The 15,024-nt window shown below is 37.3% G+C and carries 16 protein-coding genes, 1 pseudogene and 1 riboswitch; of the genes and pseudogenes, 8 read left to right on the top strand and 9 right to left on the bottom strand.

What is annotated here, in order from left to right; translation table 11 throughout:
• Window positions 1-14: 14 nt before the first annotated feature.
• On the bottom strand, window positions 15-2,177 hold the full coding sequence (locus JN080_RS16160; RefSeq protein WP_256237025.1) for an MMPL family transporter: 2,163 nt from the start codon (window positions 2,175-2,177) through the stop codon (window positions 15-17).
• A gap of 248 nt (window positions 2,178-2,425) precedes the next feature.
• On the opposite strand from JN080_RS16160, the gene deoC reads away from it, so the two are divergent.
• From deoC to JN080_RS16145, 3 genes are read left to right on the top strand one after another with little or no spacing between them, the layout of a single operon-like run.
• On the top strand, window positions 2,426-3,100 hold the full coding sequence (gene deoC / locus JN080_RS16155) for a deoxyribose-phosphate aldolase (protein ID WP_256237024.1): 675 nt from the start codon (window positions 2,426-2,428) through the stop codon (window positions 3,098-3,100).
• Window positions 3,101-3,119: 19 nt separating this feature from the next.
• Window positions 3,120-3,290, top strand: a complete 171-nt coding sequence (locus tag JN080_RS16150; RefSeq protein ID WP_256237023.1) for a XapX domain-containing protein — start codon at window positions 3,120-3,122, stop codon at window positions 3,288-3,290.
• 49 nt (window positions 3,291-3,339) lie between these two features.
• Entirely contained in the window at window positions 3,340-3,735 is a 396-nt protein-coding gene (locus JN080_RS16145) for a cytidine deaminase (RefSeq protein WP_256237050.1), read from the top strand.
• A gap of 49 nt (window positions 3,736-3,784) precedes the next feature.
• Here the strand turns inward: JN080_RS16145 and JN080_RS16140 are convergent, their stop codons facing one another.
• On the bottom strand, window positions 3,785-4,387 hold the full coding sequence (locus JN080_RS16140) for a DNA-3-methyladenine glycosylase (protein WP_375141674.1): 603 nt from the start codon (window positions 4,385-4,387) through the stop codon (window positions 3,785-3,787).
• Window positions 4,388-4,459: 72 nt separating this feature from the next.
• On the opposite strand from JN080_RS16140, the gene JN080_RS29870 reads away from it, so the two are divergent.
• Entirely contained in the window at window positions 4,460-4,663 is a 204-nt protein-coding gene (locus JN080_RS29870) for a hypothetical protein (RefSeq protein ID WP_375141675.1), read from the top strand.
• Between the two features lie 231 nt (window positions 4,664-4,894).
• Here JN080_RS29870 and JN080_RS16130 read toward each other — a convergent pair whose 3' ends face one another.
• From JN080_RS16130 to JN080_RS16120, 3 genes are all read right to left on the bottom strand, one after another.
• Window positions 4,895-5,035, bottom strand: coding sequence for a hypothetical protein (locus JN080_RS16130; RefSeq protein WP_256237021.1), 141 nt, complete (start codon window positions 5,033-5,035; stop codon window positions 4,895-4,897).
• A gap of 142 nt (window positions 5,036-5,177) precedes the next feature.
• Window positions 5,178-7,007, bottom strand: coding sequence for an APC family permease (locus JN080_RS16125; RefSeq protein ID WP_256237049.1), 1,830 nt, complete (start codon window positions 7,005-7,007; stop codon window positions 5,178-5,180).
• A 52-nt stretch (window positions 7,008-7,059) separates the two neighbouring features.
• The gene (locus JN080_RS16120; RefSeq protein WP_256237020.1) at window positions 7,060-7,611 is read right to left on the bottom strand and encodes a hypothetical protein; all 552 of its coding nucleotides are present in this window, start codon (window positions 7,609-7,611) and stop codon (window positions 7,060-7,062) included.
• A 306-nt stretch (window positions 7,612-7,917) separates the two neighbouring features.
• Window positions 7,918-8,056, bottom strand: a riboswitch (cyclic di-AMP (ydaO/yuaA leader).
• A 263-nt stretch (window positions 8,057-8,319) separates the two neighbouring features.
• Here JN080_RS16120 and JN080_RS16115 point away from each other — a divergent pair.
• Window positions 8,320-8,418 (top strand): annotated as a pseudogene (locus JN080_RS16115) (pyrroline-5-carboxylate reductase dimerization domain-containing protein); the annotation flags it as partial.
• Window positions 8,419-8,568: 150 nt separating this feature from the next.
• Here JN080_RS16115 and JN080_RS16110 read toward each other — a convergent pair.
• Together JN080_RS16110 and JN080_RS16105 are read right to left on the bottom strand one after the other, a co-directional pair.
• Window positions 8,569-9,567: an inorganic phosphate transporter gene (locus JN080_RS16110; RefSeq protein ID WP_256237019.1), complete on the bottom strand. Its 999-nt coding sequence runs from the start codon at window positions 9,565-9,567 to the stop codon at window positions 8,569-8,571.
• Between the two features lie 12 nt (window positions 9,568-9,579).
• Window positions 9,580-10,197 carry a DUF47 domain-containing protein gene (locus JN080_RS16105; RefSeq protein WP_256237018.1) on the bottom strand — a complete coding sequence of 206 codons (618 nt, stop codon included), beginning with the start codon at window positions 10,195-10,197 and terminating at the stop codon, window positions 9,580-9,582.
• Window positions 10,198-10,626: 429 nt separating this feature from the next.
• On the opposite strand from JN080_RS16105, the gene JN080_RS16100 reads away from it, so the two are divergent.
• On the top strand, window positions 10,627-10,881 hold the full coding sequence (locus tag JN080_RS16100) for a GlsB/YeaQ/YmgE family stress response membrane protein (RefSeq protein WP_256237017.1): 255 nt from the start codon (window positions 10,627-10,629) through the stop codon (window positions 10,879-10,881).
• Window positions 10,882-10,979: 98 nt separating this feature from the next.
• Here the strand turns inward: JN080_RS16100 and JN080_RS16095 are convergent, their stop codons facing one another.
• Window positions 10,980-11,903 carry an RluA family pseudouridine synthase gene (locus JN080_RS16095; protein WP_256237016.1) on the bottom strand — a complete coding sequence of 308 codons (924 nt, stop codon included), beginning with the start codon at window positions 11,901-11,903 and terminating at the stop codon, window positions 10,980-10,982.
• A gap of 191 nt (window positions 11,904-12,094) precedes the next feature.
• Between JN080_RS16095 and JN080_RS16090 the strand changes: the two genes are divergently transcribed.
• Together JN080_RS16090 and JN080_RS16085 are read left to right on the top strand one after the other, a co-directional pair.
• Window positions 12,095-12,493, top strand: a complete 399-nt coding sequence (locus tag JN080_RS16090; protein ID WP_256237015.1) for a YhcU family protein — start codon at window positions 12,095-12,097, stop codon at window positions 12,491-12,493.
• A gap of 195 nt (window positions 12,494-12,688) precedes the next feature.
• On the top strand, window positions 12,689-14,416 hold the full coding sequence (locus JN080_RS16085; protein ID WP_256237014.1) for a phospho-sugar mutase: 1,728 nt from the start codon (window positions 12,689-12,691) through the stop codon (window positions 14,414-14,416).
• A 262-nt stretch (window positions 14,417-14,678) separates the two neighbouring features.
• Here the strand turns inward: JN080_RS16085 and JN080_RS16080 are convergent, their stop codons facing one another.
• On the bottom strand, window positions 14,679-14,933 hold the full coding sequence (locus tag JN080_RS16080) for a YhdB family protein (protein WP_256237013.1): 255 nt from the start codon (window positions 14,931-14,933) through the stop codon (window positions 14,679-14,681).
• Between the last annotated feature and the right edge of the window lie 91 nt (window positions 14,934-15,024).

Below are 15,024 nucleotides of genomic sequence, written 5' to 3'. Positions count from 1 at the left end.
GAAAGAAAGCCAGCCTACGCTGGCTTTTTAACATTTTTATTTTTTAATCCGAAGAACCACCAATTCCAATCGCCAAACAGCTTCATGAGTGCAGGTACGAGCACCATTCTAATAATAGTGGCATCAATGAAAATAGCTGTTGCAATTCCAACTCCAAGCTGCTTGATTGGCATAACTCCTGTAAAGGCAAACGCACCGGTCACGACAATCATAATCGCTGCCGCCGAAGTGATAATTTTACTTGTATAGGTTAAGCCTAAAACGGTAGCCCTGCTATTGTCACCAGTACTTAAATAAAACTCTTGGATCCTTGAAATCAAAAATACCTCATAGTCCATTGATAACCCAAAAACAAGGCTAAACACGAATACTGGCAGAATCAACGCAATGTCAACTGGATTCATTCCAAAATGGCCCCGCTGGTAAATCCAGACAACAATTCCAAATGTACATCCGAGGCTTAAGATATTCATTAAAATAGCTTTTAATGGAATTACAACAGAACGAAAGGCAGTCATCAAAATGATGAAGGTTGTAACAAAAATTAGCAAAAGTCCATGCGGAGCCTTATCAAAAATCTCATCAAAGATTTCTTGCTCAAATTTGATTTGACCGCCAAAGAATGTTTTTAAGGGTAGTTCCTTATTTGCCCAATCCTTTACCCACTTTCGAGTCTTTGAGTTGTTCCCTGTTTTTAAATAAACATCAACGATCATTTTGTTATCTCTAACATAATAATCTAATAAAGGTGCTATCTGTTGGTTGTTCCTGAATGCCATAAGCTGAGAAAGTTGCTGTACGTTGTTGGTTTTCGTTACAGAAAAAAGTGACTCAACTTGATTCACAAGCTGATCTTTTTTAAGCTTATTGACTAATTGATTAGCTTTTTCCAGGTTATTTGCAGTAAGCATTTTTCCTTTGGATTGAAATACAATGGTCACTTTTTTATCATCAACTTTTTCCATAGGAACAAACTTGTCCTTAAACGTTTCATAGGCCAATCTGGAGGAGTAATTTGCAGGTAATGAATCAATCCCAGGGATTTTCAAAATCATCTCCTTTACAGGGATAAAACCAGCAAGAAGGATGACAAGAGCAGCAACCATCATGACCACTGGTCGTTTCATGACGTAAATGGCAAATGCATGCCAAAATGTTGTTGAGCTATCTTTGATCGGGAATAAGCTTAATTTGTTAATCCGGTGACCCACGCCAGATAATAAAGCGGGAAGAAAGGTAATCGCCGTGAGGGCCGAAACAAATACGACTGTCATTCCTCCCAGGGCAACATTCTGAAAGATATCAATTTTGATAAACAGCAAACCAGATAGTCCGATAAAAACACAAAACCCCGAAAAAATAATCGAACGGCCTGCGGTTGAAACGGTTATTTGAATCGCTTCATTTAGCGGATGTTTCGTTATTTCTTCCTTGAAGCGATTAATAAACAGAAGTGCAAAGTCAATACTGAGTGCTAGCCCAATCATCGGAACTATATTCAGGATAAAGATTGACAAGTGTGTACTATAGCTAAAAAAATAGACAATTCCCATTGTAGTTAAAATGGACACAACCCCGATAATAAGCGGAACAGCTGCAGCAACAACGCCTCCAAAGGCTAGAATCAGCACCAATAATGCAATCGGAAGGCCAATCATTTCTGCTTTTGCTAAATCCTCCTGGCTTGCCTGATTAAGATCCTGGACAATCACTGGCTCTCCTGTCATTGACACGGTTAGACCATGTTTATTTTTTAATTTCTTTTTCAATTGGTTAATTTCTTTGCCGAGGTCTTCTGATCCTTTATTAAAGGAAAGAAGACCATATGCATAGGAATCCTTCAGCATTCCTTCTCGATCAAAAGGTGTCGTAATCGTATTAACATCATCAAACCCGAGTAATTTTTTAAAGGTATCATCAATATACTTTTTCCATTCTTGATCCTTTATCATCTTATCACGATGAAAAAGAAGGATAATGGATGATTTTGGCTGTCCAAAGTCTTTTTCAAGTATCTCTTTTGTCAGATTGTACTCACCTTTAAATTCGAACCCATTTCCGCTAAGGACCGTTGGCAGCCTTAAAGAAAAAAGTCCAAATCCTAAGATAATAATGACCCAAGCCCCAAGTACCCATTTTCGATAGCGGTAAACAATTTCGCCAAGGCTTTGCAGCATAATACATCAGCCCCCTTAATTGAATCATACCCAAAATAGCTCATTGAATTCCAGCTCAGAATTTGTATTTTAGAAAAATAGTATGAGGTGGATTCACTTATTTTTCTCTATATTAGGAAATAGTAAGGTTACATATAATAAAAATATCGCATTAAATTTATGAAATGTTTACCGATAATTTGTTATAGTTACCTTTGGTATAGAGTTTATCTCTTACTTGAATAATTAGTTGGAAGGAAGTTTTCAAGATGACCAAAAATGTTGCACATATGATTGATCATACGTTATTAAAACCAGATGCAAAGAAGGAGGAAATTGTTAAACTCGTAAACGAAGCAAAACAATATAAATTTGCCTCTGTATGTATAAATCCCGTTTGGGTAAAAACAGCTGCTGAGCTGCTTGCTGATACTCCTGAAGTTAAGGTATGTACCGTGATCGGCTTTCCTTTAGGGGCAACTACCACTGAGTCAAAAGCTTTTGAAGCTAAAAATGCAATTGATAATGGAGCAACAGAAGTGGATATGGTGATTAATATTGGTGCTCTTAAGGACAAACAAGACGATTTTGTTGAACAGGACATCCATGCAATTGTTGAGGCAACAAAGGGCAAAGCGCTAACAAAAGTCATTATTGAAACTTGTTTATTAACGGATGAAGAAAAGGTAAAGGCTTGTGAACTTGCCGTAAAGGCTGGTGCTGATTTTGTGAAAACCTCAACAGGTTTTTCAACAGGCGGTGCAACAGTGGCTGATATTCAATTAATGCGAAAAACAGTTGGTCCTGATCTGGGTGTTAAAGCCTCAGGAGGTGTACGGAGCCGTAAGGACGCACTAGCGATGATTGAAGCTGGTGCAACGAGAATTGGTGCAAGCGCGGGTATTGCTATTGTGAATGGTGAAATCTCCACAGCCAATTATTAATAAAAAAAGAGGGCTTACGATGAAAGAGATTTTCTTAGCTTTGTTAGCAGGATTATTTGTTGGTGTTTTATTTAAATTTTTAAAGCTTCCAATTCCTGCCCCACCTGTGCTAACGGGAGTCGTTGGGATTTTTGGGGTTTACTTTGGAGGAATAGTCGCTGATTGGATTGGAAGACTTATTCAGCATTAGATAACGTTCTTTGCAGTATGAGAATGGACCAAGGAGAGGAGTGATGGGTATGGAAGAAAAAGAGCTTATCAGGGAAGCGGTAAAAGCAAGAGAGTTTGCTTATGTGCCCTATTCGAAGTTCAAGGTTGGGGCTGCGCTGATATCGAAGGATGGGCAGATTTTTCATGGCTGTAATATCGAAAATGCAGCATATAGTGTTACCAATTGTGCGGAGCGGACAGCTTTATTCAAAGCATATTCTGATGGTATAACTCAATTTCAAACACTTGTTGTTGTGGCGGATACGGATGGTCCGGTTTCTCCGTGTGGGGCATGCCGTCAGGTCATCTCTGAGCTTTGTGATGCCAATATGGAGGTCATTTTGACCAATTTAAAAGGTGCTATTCAGAGAACTACAGTGGCAGAACTGCTTCCAGGAGCATTTTCACAGAGGGATTTGAAGTAAAGAGCGAGGATTACTCGCTCTTTTCATTTTTTTTTATCATTCCCTGGCCCTAGCTTTCCTTTTGATGGCGGGATACATGAGGGTTGCCGCTGATCCAAAACCGCCATGGATAGTCCTTTGCTTCACCGGTGTTTTCAATCCCGATTCTTTTTCCTTGTGAAATGGAAGTTGGAACAATTCCCTTGGAAATAGATAGGGGAGGCTCCCAAAACGTACGTCCATAATCCTCCATGGTAATTCCCAAGGCTTTTGTTAGTTTCCCTGGCCCGTTCGTTAGATTTCGTTGATTGGTCATACCTCTTCGCAAAGTCATTAACTCGATTCCAACTAACGGCTCTATAGCGCGGATTAGGATCGCTTGCGGCTGTTCTATTTCTCCGCTTACAACATTTAATAGGCAATGAGTATGCATTTGGTAGGTATAGACGTGTCCGGCTGAGGCATACATAATCTCTGTTCGTTTTGTCCGCTTATTTTGATAACTATGGGCAGCTCGATCCATTGGCCCCATATAGGCTTCTGTTTCAACAATATACCCTCCTGCGGTCCCTTCCAATGTTTCTTTTACTAATAAACATCCTAGTAAAGATTGAGCCAAATCAATGGTGGACTGCTGGAAAAAGGAACTTGGATGGGGTAATATTTCAGCTATGGCAGGTTTAATTCGATTTTGATCCACAATAAAAACCTCCGAAATGTATTTTTAAAAGAAGGATGATAAAACATGATGAAAACAATTGGATTTATCCCATTTGGCAAGAGGACTCCATCTGATTTGTGTTACGGCCGCAAGCCCAACAAATCAGGTGGAGATGAATTGCCGTCAGCTGATAGGCTGAATGCTTTTGCTTGTTTACTCTACTATCATCTGGTTTTGGTTACTAAATGCCGCAGAAAAGTGTTAAACGATAAGGTATCAGACTACTGAGAGACCACTTCATACGACTTTAGAGGAAACTTCTTTAATTAGTCTTCCTTTTTTCTATTTATTTCCTTTAAATTACAATGACGATATTTCTTCAAATGAAAAAGGACCGCTTTGGTCCTTTTTCTTGTTCCCTGTTTCACTAACACTGCTTCATTAGTTGAAAAAGAGAATTACCCCCTAAATAAGTTACTCCCACTATACATTGGAATCAGTATCTTCTTATTTAAAATTTTAATTTAAGAAATATTTATCAAGTAAAGGTGGGAAAATATCGTTTCTTAGACAATTTTCACAAATGATCAAAACTGATGATTCTCCATCTTTTTCAAGATTCTTATTATCACTTGCACAAATAGTACATACCTGTTCCATATACCCCACTCCTTCATACACTTATATGAATAATTTTCCCTATTTATTCCTTTTTAATCGTTAAAGCCAAAGCAATTACTGATATACAAAAAAGTCCAATGAATAGGTCATTGAACTTTTTTATTTCGTAAAGATTACGTTGTTAATCATTCAAACGAATCGGAACTGTGGCAACGACAACATCTTTTCTTGCAAAAAGTATGGAGCGGATACGAAATCCTGATTGGTTGTGTAATAAGCGATGCCACCATTTCCGAGTAATAAATTCAGGTAATAGCACCATTATTTTCTTTTGCTTGCCATAGCGGTACTCAGCACGTCCAATAAATTCAATTAACGGCTTTATAATTGTACGGTAACGTGATACAACAACTACTAATCGAACGCCTGGGTTCCACTTTTCCCATCTTTCTTCCATATTTTTAGCATCTTCAGGTGAAAAGGCAACATAAAAAGCTACTACATTTGGGGTAAGAGATTTTGCATATGCAATTGTTGAAACAACTACCTTATGAATACCAGCAACAGGAACAATTACTACTGTTTCTACAAATGGAAGAGGCTCCGTTAAATCAACTTTTAAATTCTTAGCTACATTTTCATAATGCTTACTAATTTTCGTGATTCCCCATAATAATAGCGGGGTTATGATAATGACGATCCAAGCCCCTTCTGCAAATTTCGTGATACAAAAGATAATGACGACAAAGAATGTTACTACAGCTCCAATTCCATTAATAATGGCTTTCCGTTTCCATCCCTGCGACTTCTCTCTAGTCCATTTTAAGACCAGACCTACTTGAGCCAATGTAAAGGATAAGAAAACACCAATAGCATATAAGGGAATTAATGCTTCAGTTCTGCCACCAAATACAATTAGTAGAATACTTGCTAATACTCCCAGTGTGATTATTCCATAATTAAAAGCTAACCGTTCTCCCCTATTACTAAACATTCGAGGCATATTTTTGTCTTGTGCCATGATAGATGACAAAATAGGAAATCCACTAAAGCTTGTATTTGCCGCTAATACTAATATCATCATCGTTGCAAATTGAATAATATAAAAAAATACTCCCCGTCCAAAGGCATCTTCTGCAACCATAGAAAGAACCGTTTTGGTTCCTGTTGGGTCTGGGTGAATATCATACACTCGTGAAAATATGGTTACTCCACCAAAAATGACAGCTAATAACACTCCTAATGTTAGCATTGTTCGTTTCGCATTCTTTTGGGCGGGTTTTCGAAAATGGGGCACAGCATTGGAAATCGCTTCAATCCCTGTTACCGCCGAACACCCTGAAGAGAATGCCTTTAACAAAACAAACCAAGTCAAGCCTGCTGGTATACCTGTAGGAATAGAAACATTGTGAGTAGCCTGAGGTGCACCAGTTAACCAATCAAATAAACCTTTTCCAACTAAGGTTAACATACAAAAAATAAACAAATAAGTCGGTATTGCAAATACGTTTCCAGATTCAGATGTACCTCTAAGGTTCATCAATACCATAAACCAAATAAAAATTAATCCAATCGGCACGATATAGGGCAAAACTCCATGATAAGCGGAAGTAATCGCAAGCACTCCTGCAGAAATAGAAACGGCAACCGTTAAGGTGTAGTCAATAAGTAAGGATACTCCTGCCAAACGTCCCCACATCATTCCCAGGTTTTCTTTTGCGACCATATACGCTCCCCCGCCTTGGGGATACGCATCGATCACTTGTCTGTAACTTATAATAAGAATCGTAATCAAAAGAATAATGACAATAGCAACGGGCAATGAAAAGGAGAAAGCAAAGGCTCCTACAGTTGCCAGTTCAAGTAAAATCATTTCTGTCCCGTAAGCTACTGAAGAAAGTGCGTCCGACGAAAGAATCGGTAATGCCATCCACATTGGCATTTTTTCAGCTTCAGCTTCACTTGATTTTAAGGGGCGACCAAATAGTAACCTTTTAAATGTCATGATTATTTCCCCCTGAGTATGGTAAACCTTCATTTTATACTGACATATCCACATCAAATCACTCGGAATGAATGAATTCATCTGGGATTAATTTGATATTGTGTTCCAAGTTAATTAAATTAAGGAATTTTTTTAAATCATTATTGGATTCACAAACACATACATGCTTAATCCAAATAGAATGTTTTGTTTTTTGAATACAGGTCAAGGTACAAGGATAGTTTTTACATGATTTTATGATGTACCACCCAGTCTTTTTCCCATTCCAATTTTTTTGGTTTATATTATTCGGTAGTTTAATCCGTTTTTTCCAAAGTTCCCTTTCTTGTTTCTCTCGAACAATCTGATAAACATTGTCAATTTGTCCTTCTTGGTTTACAAGGTTTGCCCATCCCCCACAATTTATTAAATTGACTATCTCTTTCTTATTATCACCAAACCAATAATCGATTATATACCTATAACCATTGTGTAATTGCCAGACTGCACCAAATACCCTATAACGCATTGTGTTCACATCAAGATGCTTATTTCCTATCCCAAAATAGGTTGGTTTAGAGTTATTTTTATAAAATGTTTTTATTATAAGTTTCCAAAGAGGTCTTTTCACCTTTTAATACCCCCTAAAACATACATAAACAGTATTTCCAGTGAAAAAAACATGAAAATTTCTATTCTTCCAACGGACTAAACAATTTTGTTAATGAATACTTATAGATTTTAAACTATTTATGAAATGCAATAAACCGTGTGTCCTTGAACATTGATAGACCACAATGTGATACTATATTCTAAATGGTCTCAATCCTGAGTTTCATCTCCCTTGATCTTTCCAAAACAAAAGACCACAAAATTGAAAGGCAGGCTTTTCTTGTAAAAGAACACAAAAAAAGCACCTTTCCTAAGGTGGTCTTTTGACCTCCTTCGCTTTAGCCGACGAAGTTAGCTGACGGGTTAGGATGGCGAAAGAGTTAACATCCCTTCTACAAATCTGTAGAATACACCCCAAAAAAGTGGGTCCTCCGTTCCCTTTCGGGATTAGGCAATATGGAATTATTTCCTATGCTCAAGATATTACTCCGAAGAAAATAAATTGTAAAGGACTAAATTAGCTCAAATAATAGTGTATATATCTATCACAACCATTTATTTGAGAGAGTGACTTGTTTAAGTCTTTATAGAGGAAAATGATCTAATTAATAGGCCCATCTAAAGAACGCTATTAAAATTAATAGAAAATACTAAATTATTCTTTTTTTATAACTTTACATTCAAAGGAGTACCATATTGAACTTGAAATTGAATTGCTTCCTGAAATGTTTGTACTTCAGGAGGAACAACGATCGAAGCAGTAGCAAGCCTTGAAAAAAACCAATTTAGGGAAGCAGTTCTTACAGCAATGGAAAGATGTACGTAAAAAGCTAAAGAATTGTCACATCGGATGAAGTGAGAGTATGAATAAGTTAGATAAAAAACAAACGCCGGTAAACCGGCGTTTGTTTTCAAAATCTAATTATATAAGGATCAAGTTCATATATAAGACAAAGAAGAAGCTATCTGCGTTTCTTTAAAAGATCAGGTTAATAATATGATAAATAGCAGCTGCCAATAATGCAGAGATCGGCAGAGTAATTACCCATGTAATAAGCATCCGTTGGGCGGTGCCCCATTTAACTCCTTTTAGACGATGTGACGAGCCAACACCTAGTATACCAGAGGAGATAACATGGGTAGTACTTACCGGTAAATGAATAAAGGTAGCACCAAAGATAACAAATGCTCCGGTTAAATCCGCAGCCACTCCATTGATTGGACGGATTTTCATGATTTTTCCACCGACTGTTTTAATAATTTTCCAGCCGCCAATGGATGTTCCAAGTCCCATAGAACAGGCGCAGGCAATTTGTACCCATAGAGGAATATCCGTTGATGTAACAAACCCATTTGCAATAAGTGCCATTGTAATGATACCCATTGATTTCTGAGCATCATTGGTTCCGTGAGAGTAAGATTGCAATGCAGCAGTCGCAATTTGGATAAACCTAAAAGTTCGGTTTGTTTTTGTTAAATTATAGTTTTTAAAGAAAACTTTAAAGATGCTGTATATGATATATCCCACAATAAATGCAATGATCGGTGAAATAATCAAACCTTCGATGATTTTTAGGAATCCAGCATATTTTAATATAGAAAATCCCGCCGCTGCAATGGCTGCCCCGGCTATAGATCCGATAATCGCGTGTGAGGAACTACTCGGGATCCCGAGATACCATGTAAGTAAATTCCAAATGATAGCTGAAAGTAAGGCAGCAAGAATGACCACATGTCCATTTTGCAAATGGAATGGATCGACAATATCGGATGTAATTGTTTTAGCAACGCCCGTAAAGGTTAATGCACCTACAAAATTCATTGTAGCCGCTAACAGGATAGCTTGTCTGGGTTTTAGCGCTTTTGTAGAAACAGAGGTAGCAATTGCATTCGCCGTATCATGGAAACCATTAATAAAGTCGAATACTAAAGCACCAATAACAATCAGTGTCGTTATAAGTAATAAACCACTCATTTTAAGGCTCCCTTATGCATTTTTCATAATAATGGTTTCTAACGTGTTTGCAACTGTTTGACAATAATCAGCAATGTCCTCAAGCGTTTCATAAATTTCTTTAAATTGAATAATCCGAATCGGATCTTTTTCAACGGTAAACAAATGTTTAATGGATTGTCGTAAAATATTATCACATCTTGATTCGTAATCTTTTATTTTAATGGCATGTTCTCTAATTGGCAATAATTTCTTGCTTGACAATAGCTCAATAGCTTTGTCAATTTCGTCGACACTGCCTTGAATTGATTCGACAAAATTCAGCATAAATTCGTCTGCTTGTATCATGGAATACATTTCAAATAATGCTGCACATGCTTCAAGTCCATCTAGTACATCATCCATGCTCATTGCAAGTTGTAAAATATCCTCACGTTCAATTGGCGTGATGAAAGCATCATTTAATTGTGTAATCACTTCATGGACAAAAATATCGCCTTTTGTCTCATATTCCTTCATTCTTTCAGAAAAGATCTTTAGATCGCTAACATTTTTCAACTTATACTCTGTAAAGTAATTTGCACTCTCTTTTAAGTTAGTTGAAATTTTGTTGAGCAGCACATTAAATTTATCCTCTTTTTTAAAAGCCATGTTCTAACCCCCGTAATTCATCCAAGTTATTAGTATTCCAAACGAGATAATTTTATATGAAAAATGTCGGAAAATGAATTAAATTTACTTAATTTACAAAAACTTAACAAAAGAATATTCTGAATGGTAAATTAATTTGCCCTCAATTACTATTATTACTTTCCAAGCATATAGATTTTATTATGGGATCGGGAAAGGGAACTACTTCAAGTCCGCTAAAAAGGTAAAAAGACAAGTAATTGTTTATTTGTTACAATCCGTATTTTTTTGTTTATTTTCAAGAAAAAAGGGTAATTTAACGGTACAAGCAGTCATCAGAGTAAAAAGCCAATTGAGTCAATTGGTTTTTTACCATTTAATGATTGCTTGAAGGAACAAAGCAGGGATTAAATCATGAAATAATCAGTAAATGATAAAAGGAGTGTTAAAATGGGATTTCTTTGGTCATTAATTGTCGGAGGAATAATCGGTTGGCTTGCGGGTATGGTTTTGGGTAAAGATATACCTGGAGGAATAATTGGAAATATTATTGCTGGATTTGTGGGTTCTTGGCTTGGAACCTTAATTCTGGGTAATTGGGGTCCAAACGTGGCCAACTTTGCGATCATTCCAGCAATAATTGGTGCGATTGTCCTCGTATTGCTGTTAAGTCTTATTTTAAGAGGCTTCAGAAAAGCAAGGTAATAAGTAAAAACGTCAAAATGGAGCACTCTAAAATTTAGGGTGCTCCATTTATTTATCCCGTTTTACATCGAACTAGTATCTCCCTATGTAAGCCGCACTTATAATTGATATACATCAATTCCTTTAAATATTTGTGGGTTATCGATAAAAGGGGCATGACAAATAATCTTTTCACCCGTTAATGGATGGACAAATTCAAGCTTTGCTGCGTGTAACGCTTGACGGTTAAAGAAAGCACCCCCTCCATAGAGTAGATCTCCTGCGAGCGGATGTCCTATGTGACTAAAATGAACACGTATTTGATGAGTTCTTCCCGTTTCAAGCCAGCATTTTACATATGTAAGCTTTTGTTTCTTATCTTCTTTCAAAACTTGATAATGAGTAATTGCATCCTGTCCGGTTAATGAAACACGTCTTTTGGTTGCGTGATGCCGATCACGTCCGATAGGTTCATGAATAATTCCTTTTTTTGAAGGTAATAATCCATTAACTATCGCTATATAGGTCCGTTTGATTTTTCGTAGCTCTAGCATTCGATCTAATATGGCTCCCGCCAATGGATGTTTTGCAAACAGGATTGCTCCCGTTGTATCTCGATCTAATCGATGAACATGGCGGATGTTTCTACTCTCACCTTTTGCCTGTAAATGGTAGATAGCTGCATTGAGAAGTGTGTCCTTATCTACTTCGATATTGTTCGGATGCGTACTCATAAAAGCAGGTTTATTAAAAACAATTAAATGATCATCCTCATAAAGAATAGGGACATCATAGAATGTGGGAGGAGCTTCTCCACTTGTTTCCTCAAAAAGGCTTATCATTATTTTATCCCCATGAACCAAAGGCATATTCCAGTTCGGGGTGTTGCTGTTTAGTAAGACTTTGTTTTCAATTCGAAATGTATAGGTTAATTTTTTTGGTGCTTCCCATATTTTTCGGAAGACATCTTCGAGGTTAAAGCCTTCCCATTCATTAGGAACTATGGCTTCAAACCACTTTCCCTTACGGTTTGTTTGCAGCATATTCGACTCCTTTCGCGGTTGTCATTGATTATCCTTTTTTGTAATTAAAGAACTGTCTCTTCTGAAACACAGGCCAGACGCTTTTAGCATTTAATCGTGGTTATAATTACCACGCCTCCATCGGCTAAATTTATGTTATTCTTATCCTATATTTTACGATAGAAACTAACGATGGCAAAGGTGGGTTATAAGTGAAGATTGTTTTTGCCTCCACACCGGGTCAGGAGGAAGAAATCAGCGAGCTTGTGCGGTACATTTATACCAATGTGTTTCCACTTTATTTTGCTGATGATGAAATTAGAGAGTTCGAACGTTTAAATGTATTGCATAACTATTACGATCACTATGAAGATTTCAGTACTTTAAAAGATGCATTTCAGGTAATGACCAGTCTACAAACAGTTGTATCGATACTTGAGCTGCCAACCTTAGAGTGTGAATACGCTGCACTTTTTAACAAAAATGTAGAAAACCTAGAAAGGTTTGGATTGTTTTTCCCATTTTATTATGAGCAATTTGTAGAGGCAAAGAACATGAAAAAATGTTTTTTTAGTGTTTATGCAAAGGCTGCCAATGAGATGCTAATATAAAACTAACAAAGCGCCTGCATACTAGGCGTTTTGTTTTTGTTTATATTAAAAAGCTTGTACTTTCGTAAAGGCAAATTGTAAAATAAAGGGTGATTAAGATTATTGGGCGGAATTAAAAAAACAATGCCTATCAGCTAAATGGCTTAGTAAACTATTCTTGAAAAAGTATTGATACCAAAAAGCAGGAGGAAACCAATGGATTGGAAAGCAAATGCAAATAGATGGATTCAGTTTGAAAATTTAGATGCAGAATTAAAAACACAGTTAGCAGACATAGCTAAAGATGATAAACAACTTGAGGAGGCTTTTTATAAAAACTTAGAATTTGGAACTGGCGGTATGCGGGGAGAAATCGGGGCTGGAACAAACCGGATGAACCTCTACACGGTTCGAAAAGCAACTGCTGGTTTAGCAGCATACATAGAGGAACATGGGTTTGAAGCAAAAAAACGTGGTGTTGTCATTGCCTATGATTCCCGCCGTAAATCACCAGAGTTTGCGTTAGAAGCAGCAAAGACACTTGCTACACGCGGCATTCAAACATACATTTTTGATGAGTTAAGGCCGACACCAGAGTTATCCTTTGCGTTAAGATATTTCCATGCTTTTTCTGGAATTGTGATTACAGCAAGCCATAACCCGCCTGAATATAATGGTTATAAGGTGTATGGATCAGATGGAGGGCAGTTGACTCTTGAACATGCAGATCAAGTAATCTCTAAAGTGAATGCAATCGAGAATGAACTATTAATCGATGTTGATGATGAGGAGAAGTTGCGCGAGGCTGGTTTAATTGTCACGATTGGCGCTGAGATTGATCAGGCTTACATTGAAAAATTACGAACAATATCTGAAAACCCAGACCTTGCTCAAGAATCTGATATCAAGATCGTGTTTACGCCATTACATGGGTCTGCTAATAAACCGGTTCGTAATGCACTGACAGCACTTGGCTATAAAAATGTCCATGTTGTAAAAGAACAGGAGCAGCCAGATCCAGAATTTTCAACAGTAAAAAGCCCAAATCCAGAAGAACATGCCGCCTTTGAATTGGCGATCCGGGATGGGAAAGAATATGGAGCAGATTTATTAATCGGCACAGACCCCGATGGTGACCGTTTAGGGATAGCTGTTTTGAATAATGAAGGGGAATACGTCGTTTTAACAGGAAACCAAACAGGTGCTTTATTACTTAATTATATCCTTAGCCAAAAGCAAGCTAAAGGAAACCTTCCGAAAAATGGTACTGTCCTCAAAACGATTGTGACATCTGAAATAGGCAAAGCGATTGCAGCAGCGTATGGTCTTGAGACAATTGATGTCTTAACAGGCTTTAAGTTTATTGCTGAAAAAATCAATGAATTTAAGACTACCGGTGAACACTCCTTTTTGTTTGGGTATGAAGAAAGCTACGGATATTTGATTGGTGACTTTGTTCGTGATAAAGATGCTGTGCAAGCTGCTATTTTAGCAACGGAAGTTTGTGCTTACTATAAAAAACAGGGTATGTCACTCTATGAAGGTTTATTGCAGGTATTTGAAAAATACGGTTATTATCAGGAAGGACTCCGCTCTCTAACATTAAAAGGAAAAGACGGGGCAGAAATGATTCAGCGAATTTTAGCCTCTTTCCGTGCTGAGCCATTAAAGGATCTTGGCAGCTTGGCTGTTCAATCAAGTGAAGATTATTTAACAGGTATCCGTATAACAAATCGCGGTTCTGAAACAATCGATCTGCCTAAATCGAATGTTCTAAAGTATATATTTGAAGATGGATCATGGGTTTGCTTGCGGCCGTCTGGAACGGAACCAAAAGTGAAATTCTATTTTGGAGTCAACAGTACAAGCCTTGAAGAAAGTCAACAAAAATTACAGTCAACCGCAGAGAATTTTATGGAGCTTGTAAATCAAAAAATGAAATAAGAAAGTGGAAGCGTCCGTATAGCGACGTACACTAGTCGGTGGGCGCTGGTCGACTAAAAGCCCCACCGTCCTGGCGGCAACGTCGGCACTGGCACATCCTGTGCGTCGAAGCTAGACCAGTTATCAAAGTTCAAAGTTGAAATTTATCGATACTTAGAAAAAACACGGTTTCCGAGGAGGAAGCCGTGTTTTTATATGGTGGAATTCTTTTTGCCCGGTTGGTAAAGATTTTCAGCACAATAAAGTGTATCAGCTCATTGTTCTAGGAAAGACTATACAACGTTACGGGTTCAATATCCTGTTCAACAATTTCATTTGCGTGGTCAATGTAACGTAAAAGTGAATAAAGCTTTTTCTCAATAACTGAGTAATTCTTTTCAAAGTTGTAAGCATGCAGGAAATGCTCAATCTTCTTTGATAAGAATTGGTCTTTTGTTCTTACCATTAATATCAATAAGTTATCCCATTCAGACCGGTGCGTATAATATAACGCTCGATCATAATCCATCTTCGTCATTTTAAAGTCTCCTCCTTAAATATAGGAGTTGATTATAGTGTATGACTTTCTGCCAAGAACTTTCACAGAAAATGTTGGGCATTAGGTTTTA

The sequence above is a fragment of the Bacillus sp. EB600 genome (assembly GCF_024494385.1).
In the GTDB taxonomy this organism is placed as follows: domain Bacteria; phylum Bacillota; class Bacilli; order Bacillales; family Cytobacillaceae; genus JAEVLT01.
Note: the sequence above shows the minus strand (reverse complement) of the source record. Positions and strands in the feature narration are given on the sequence as shown.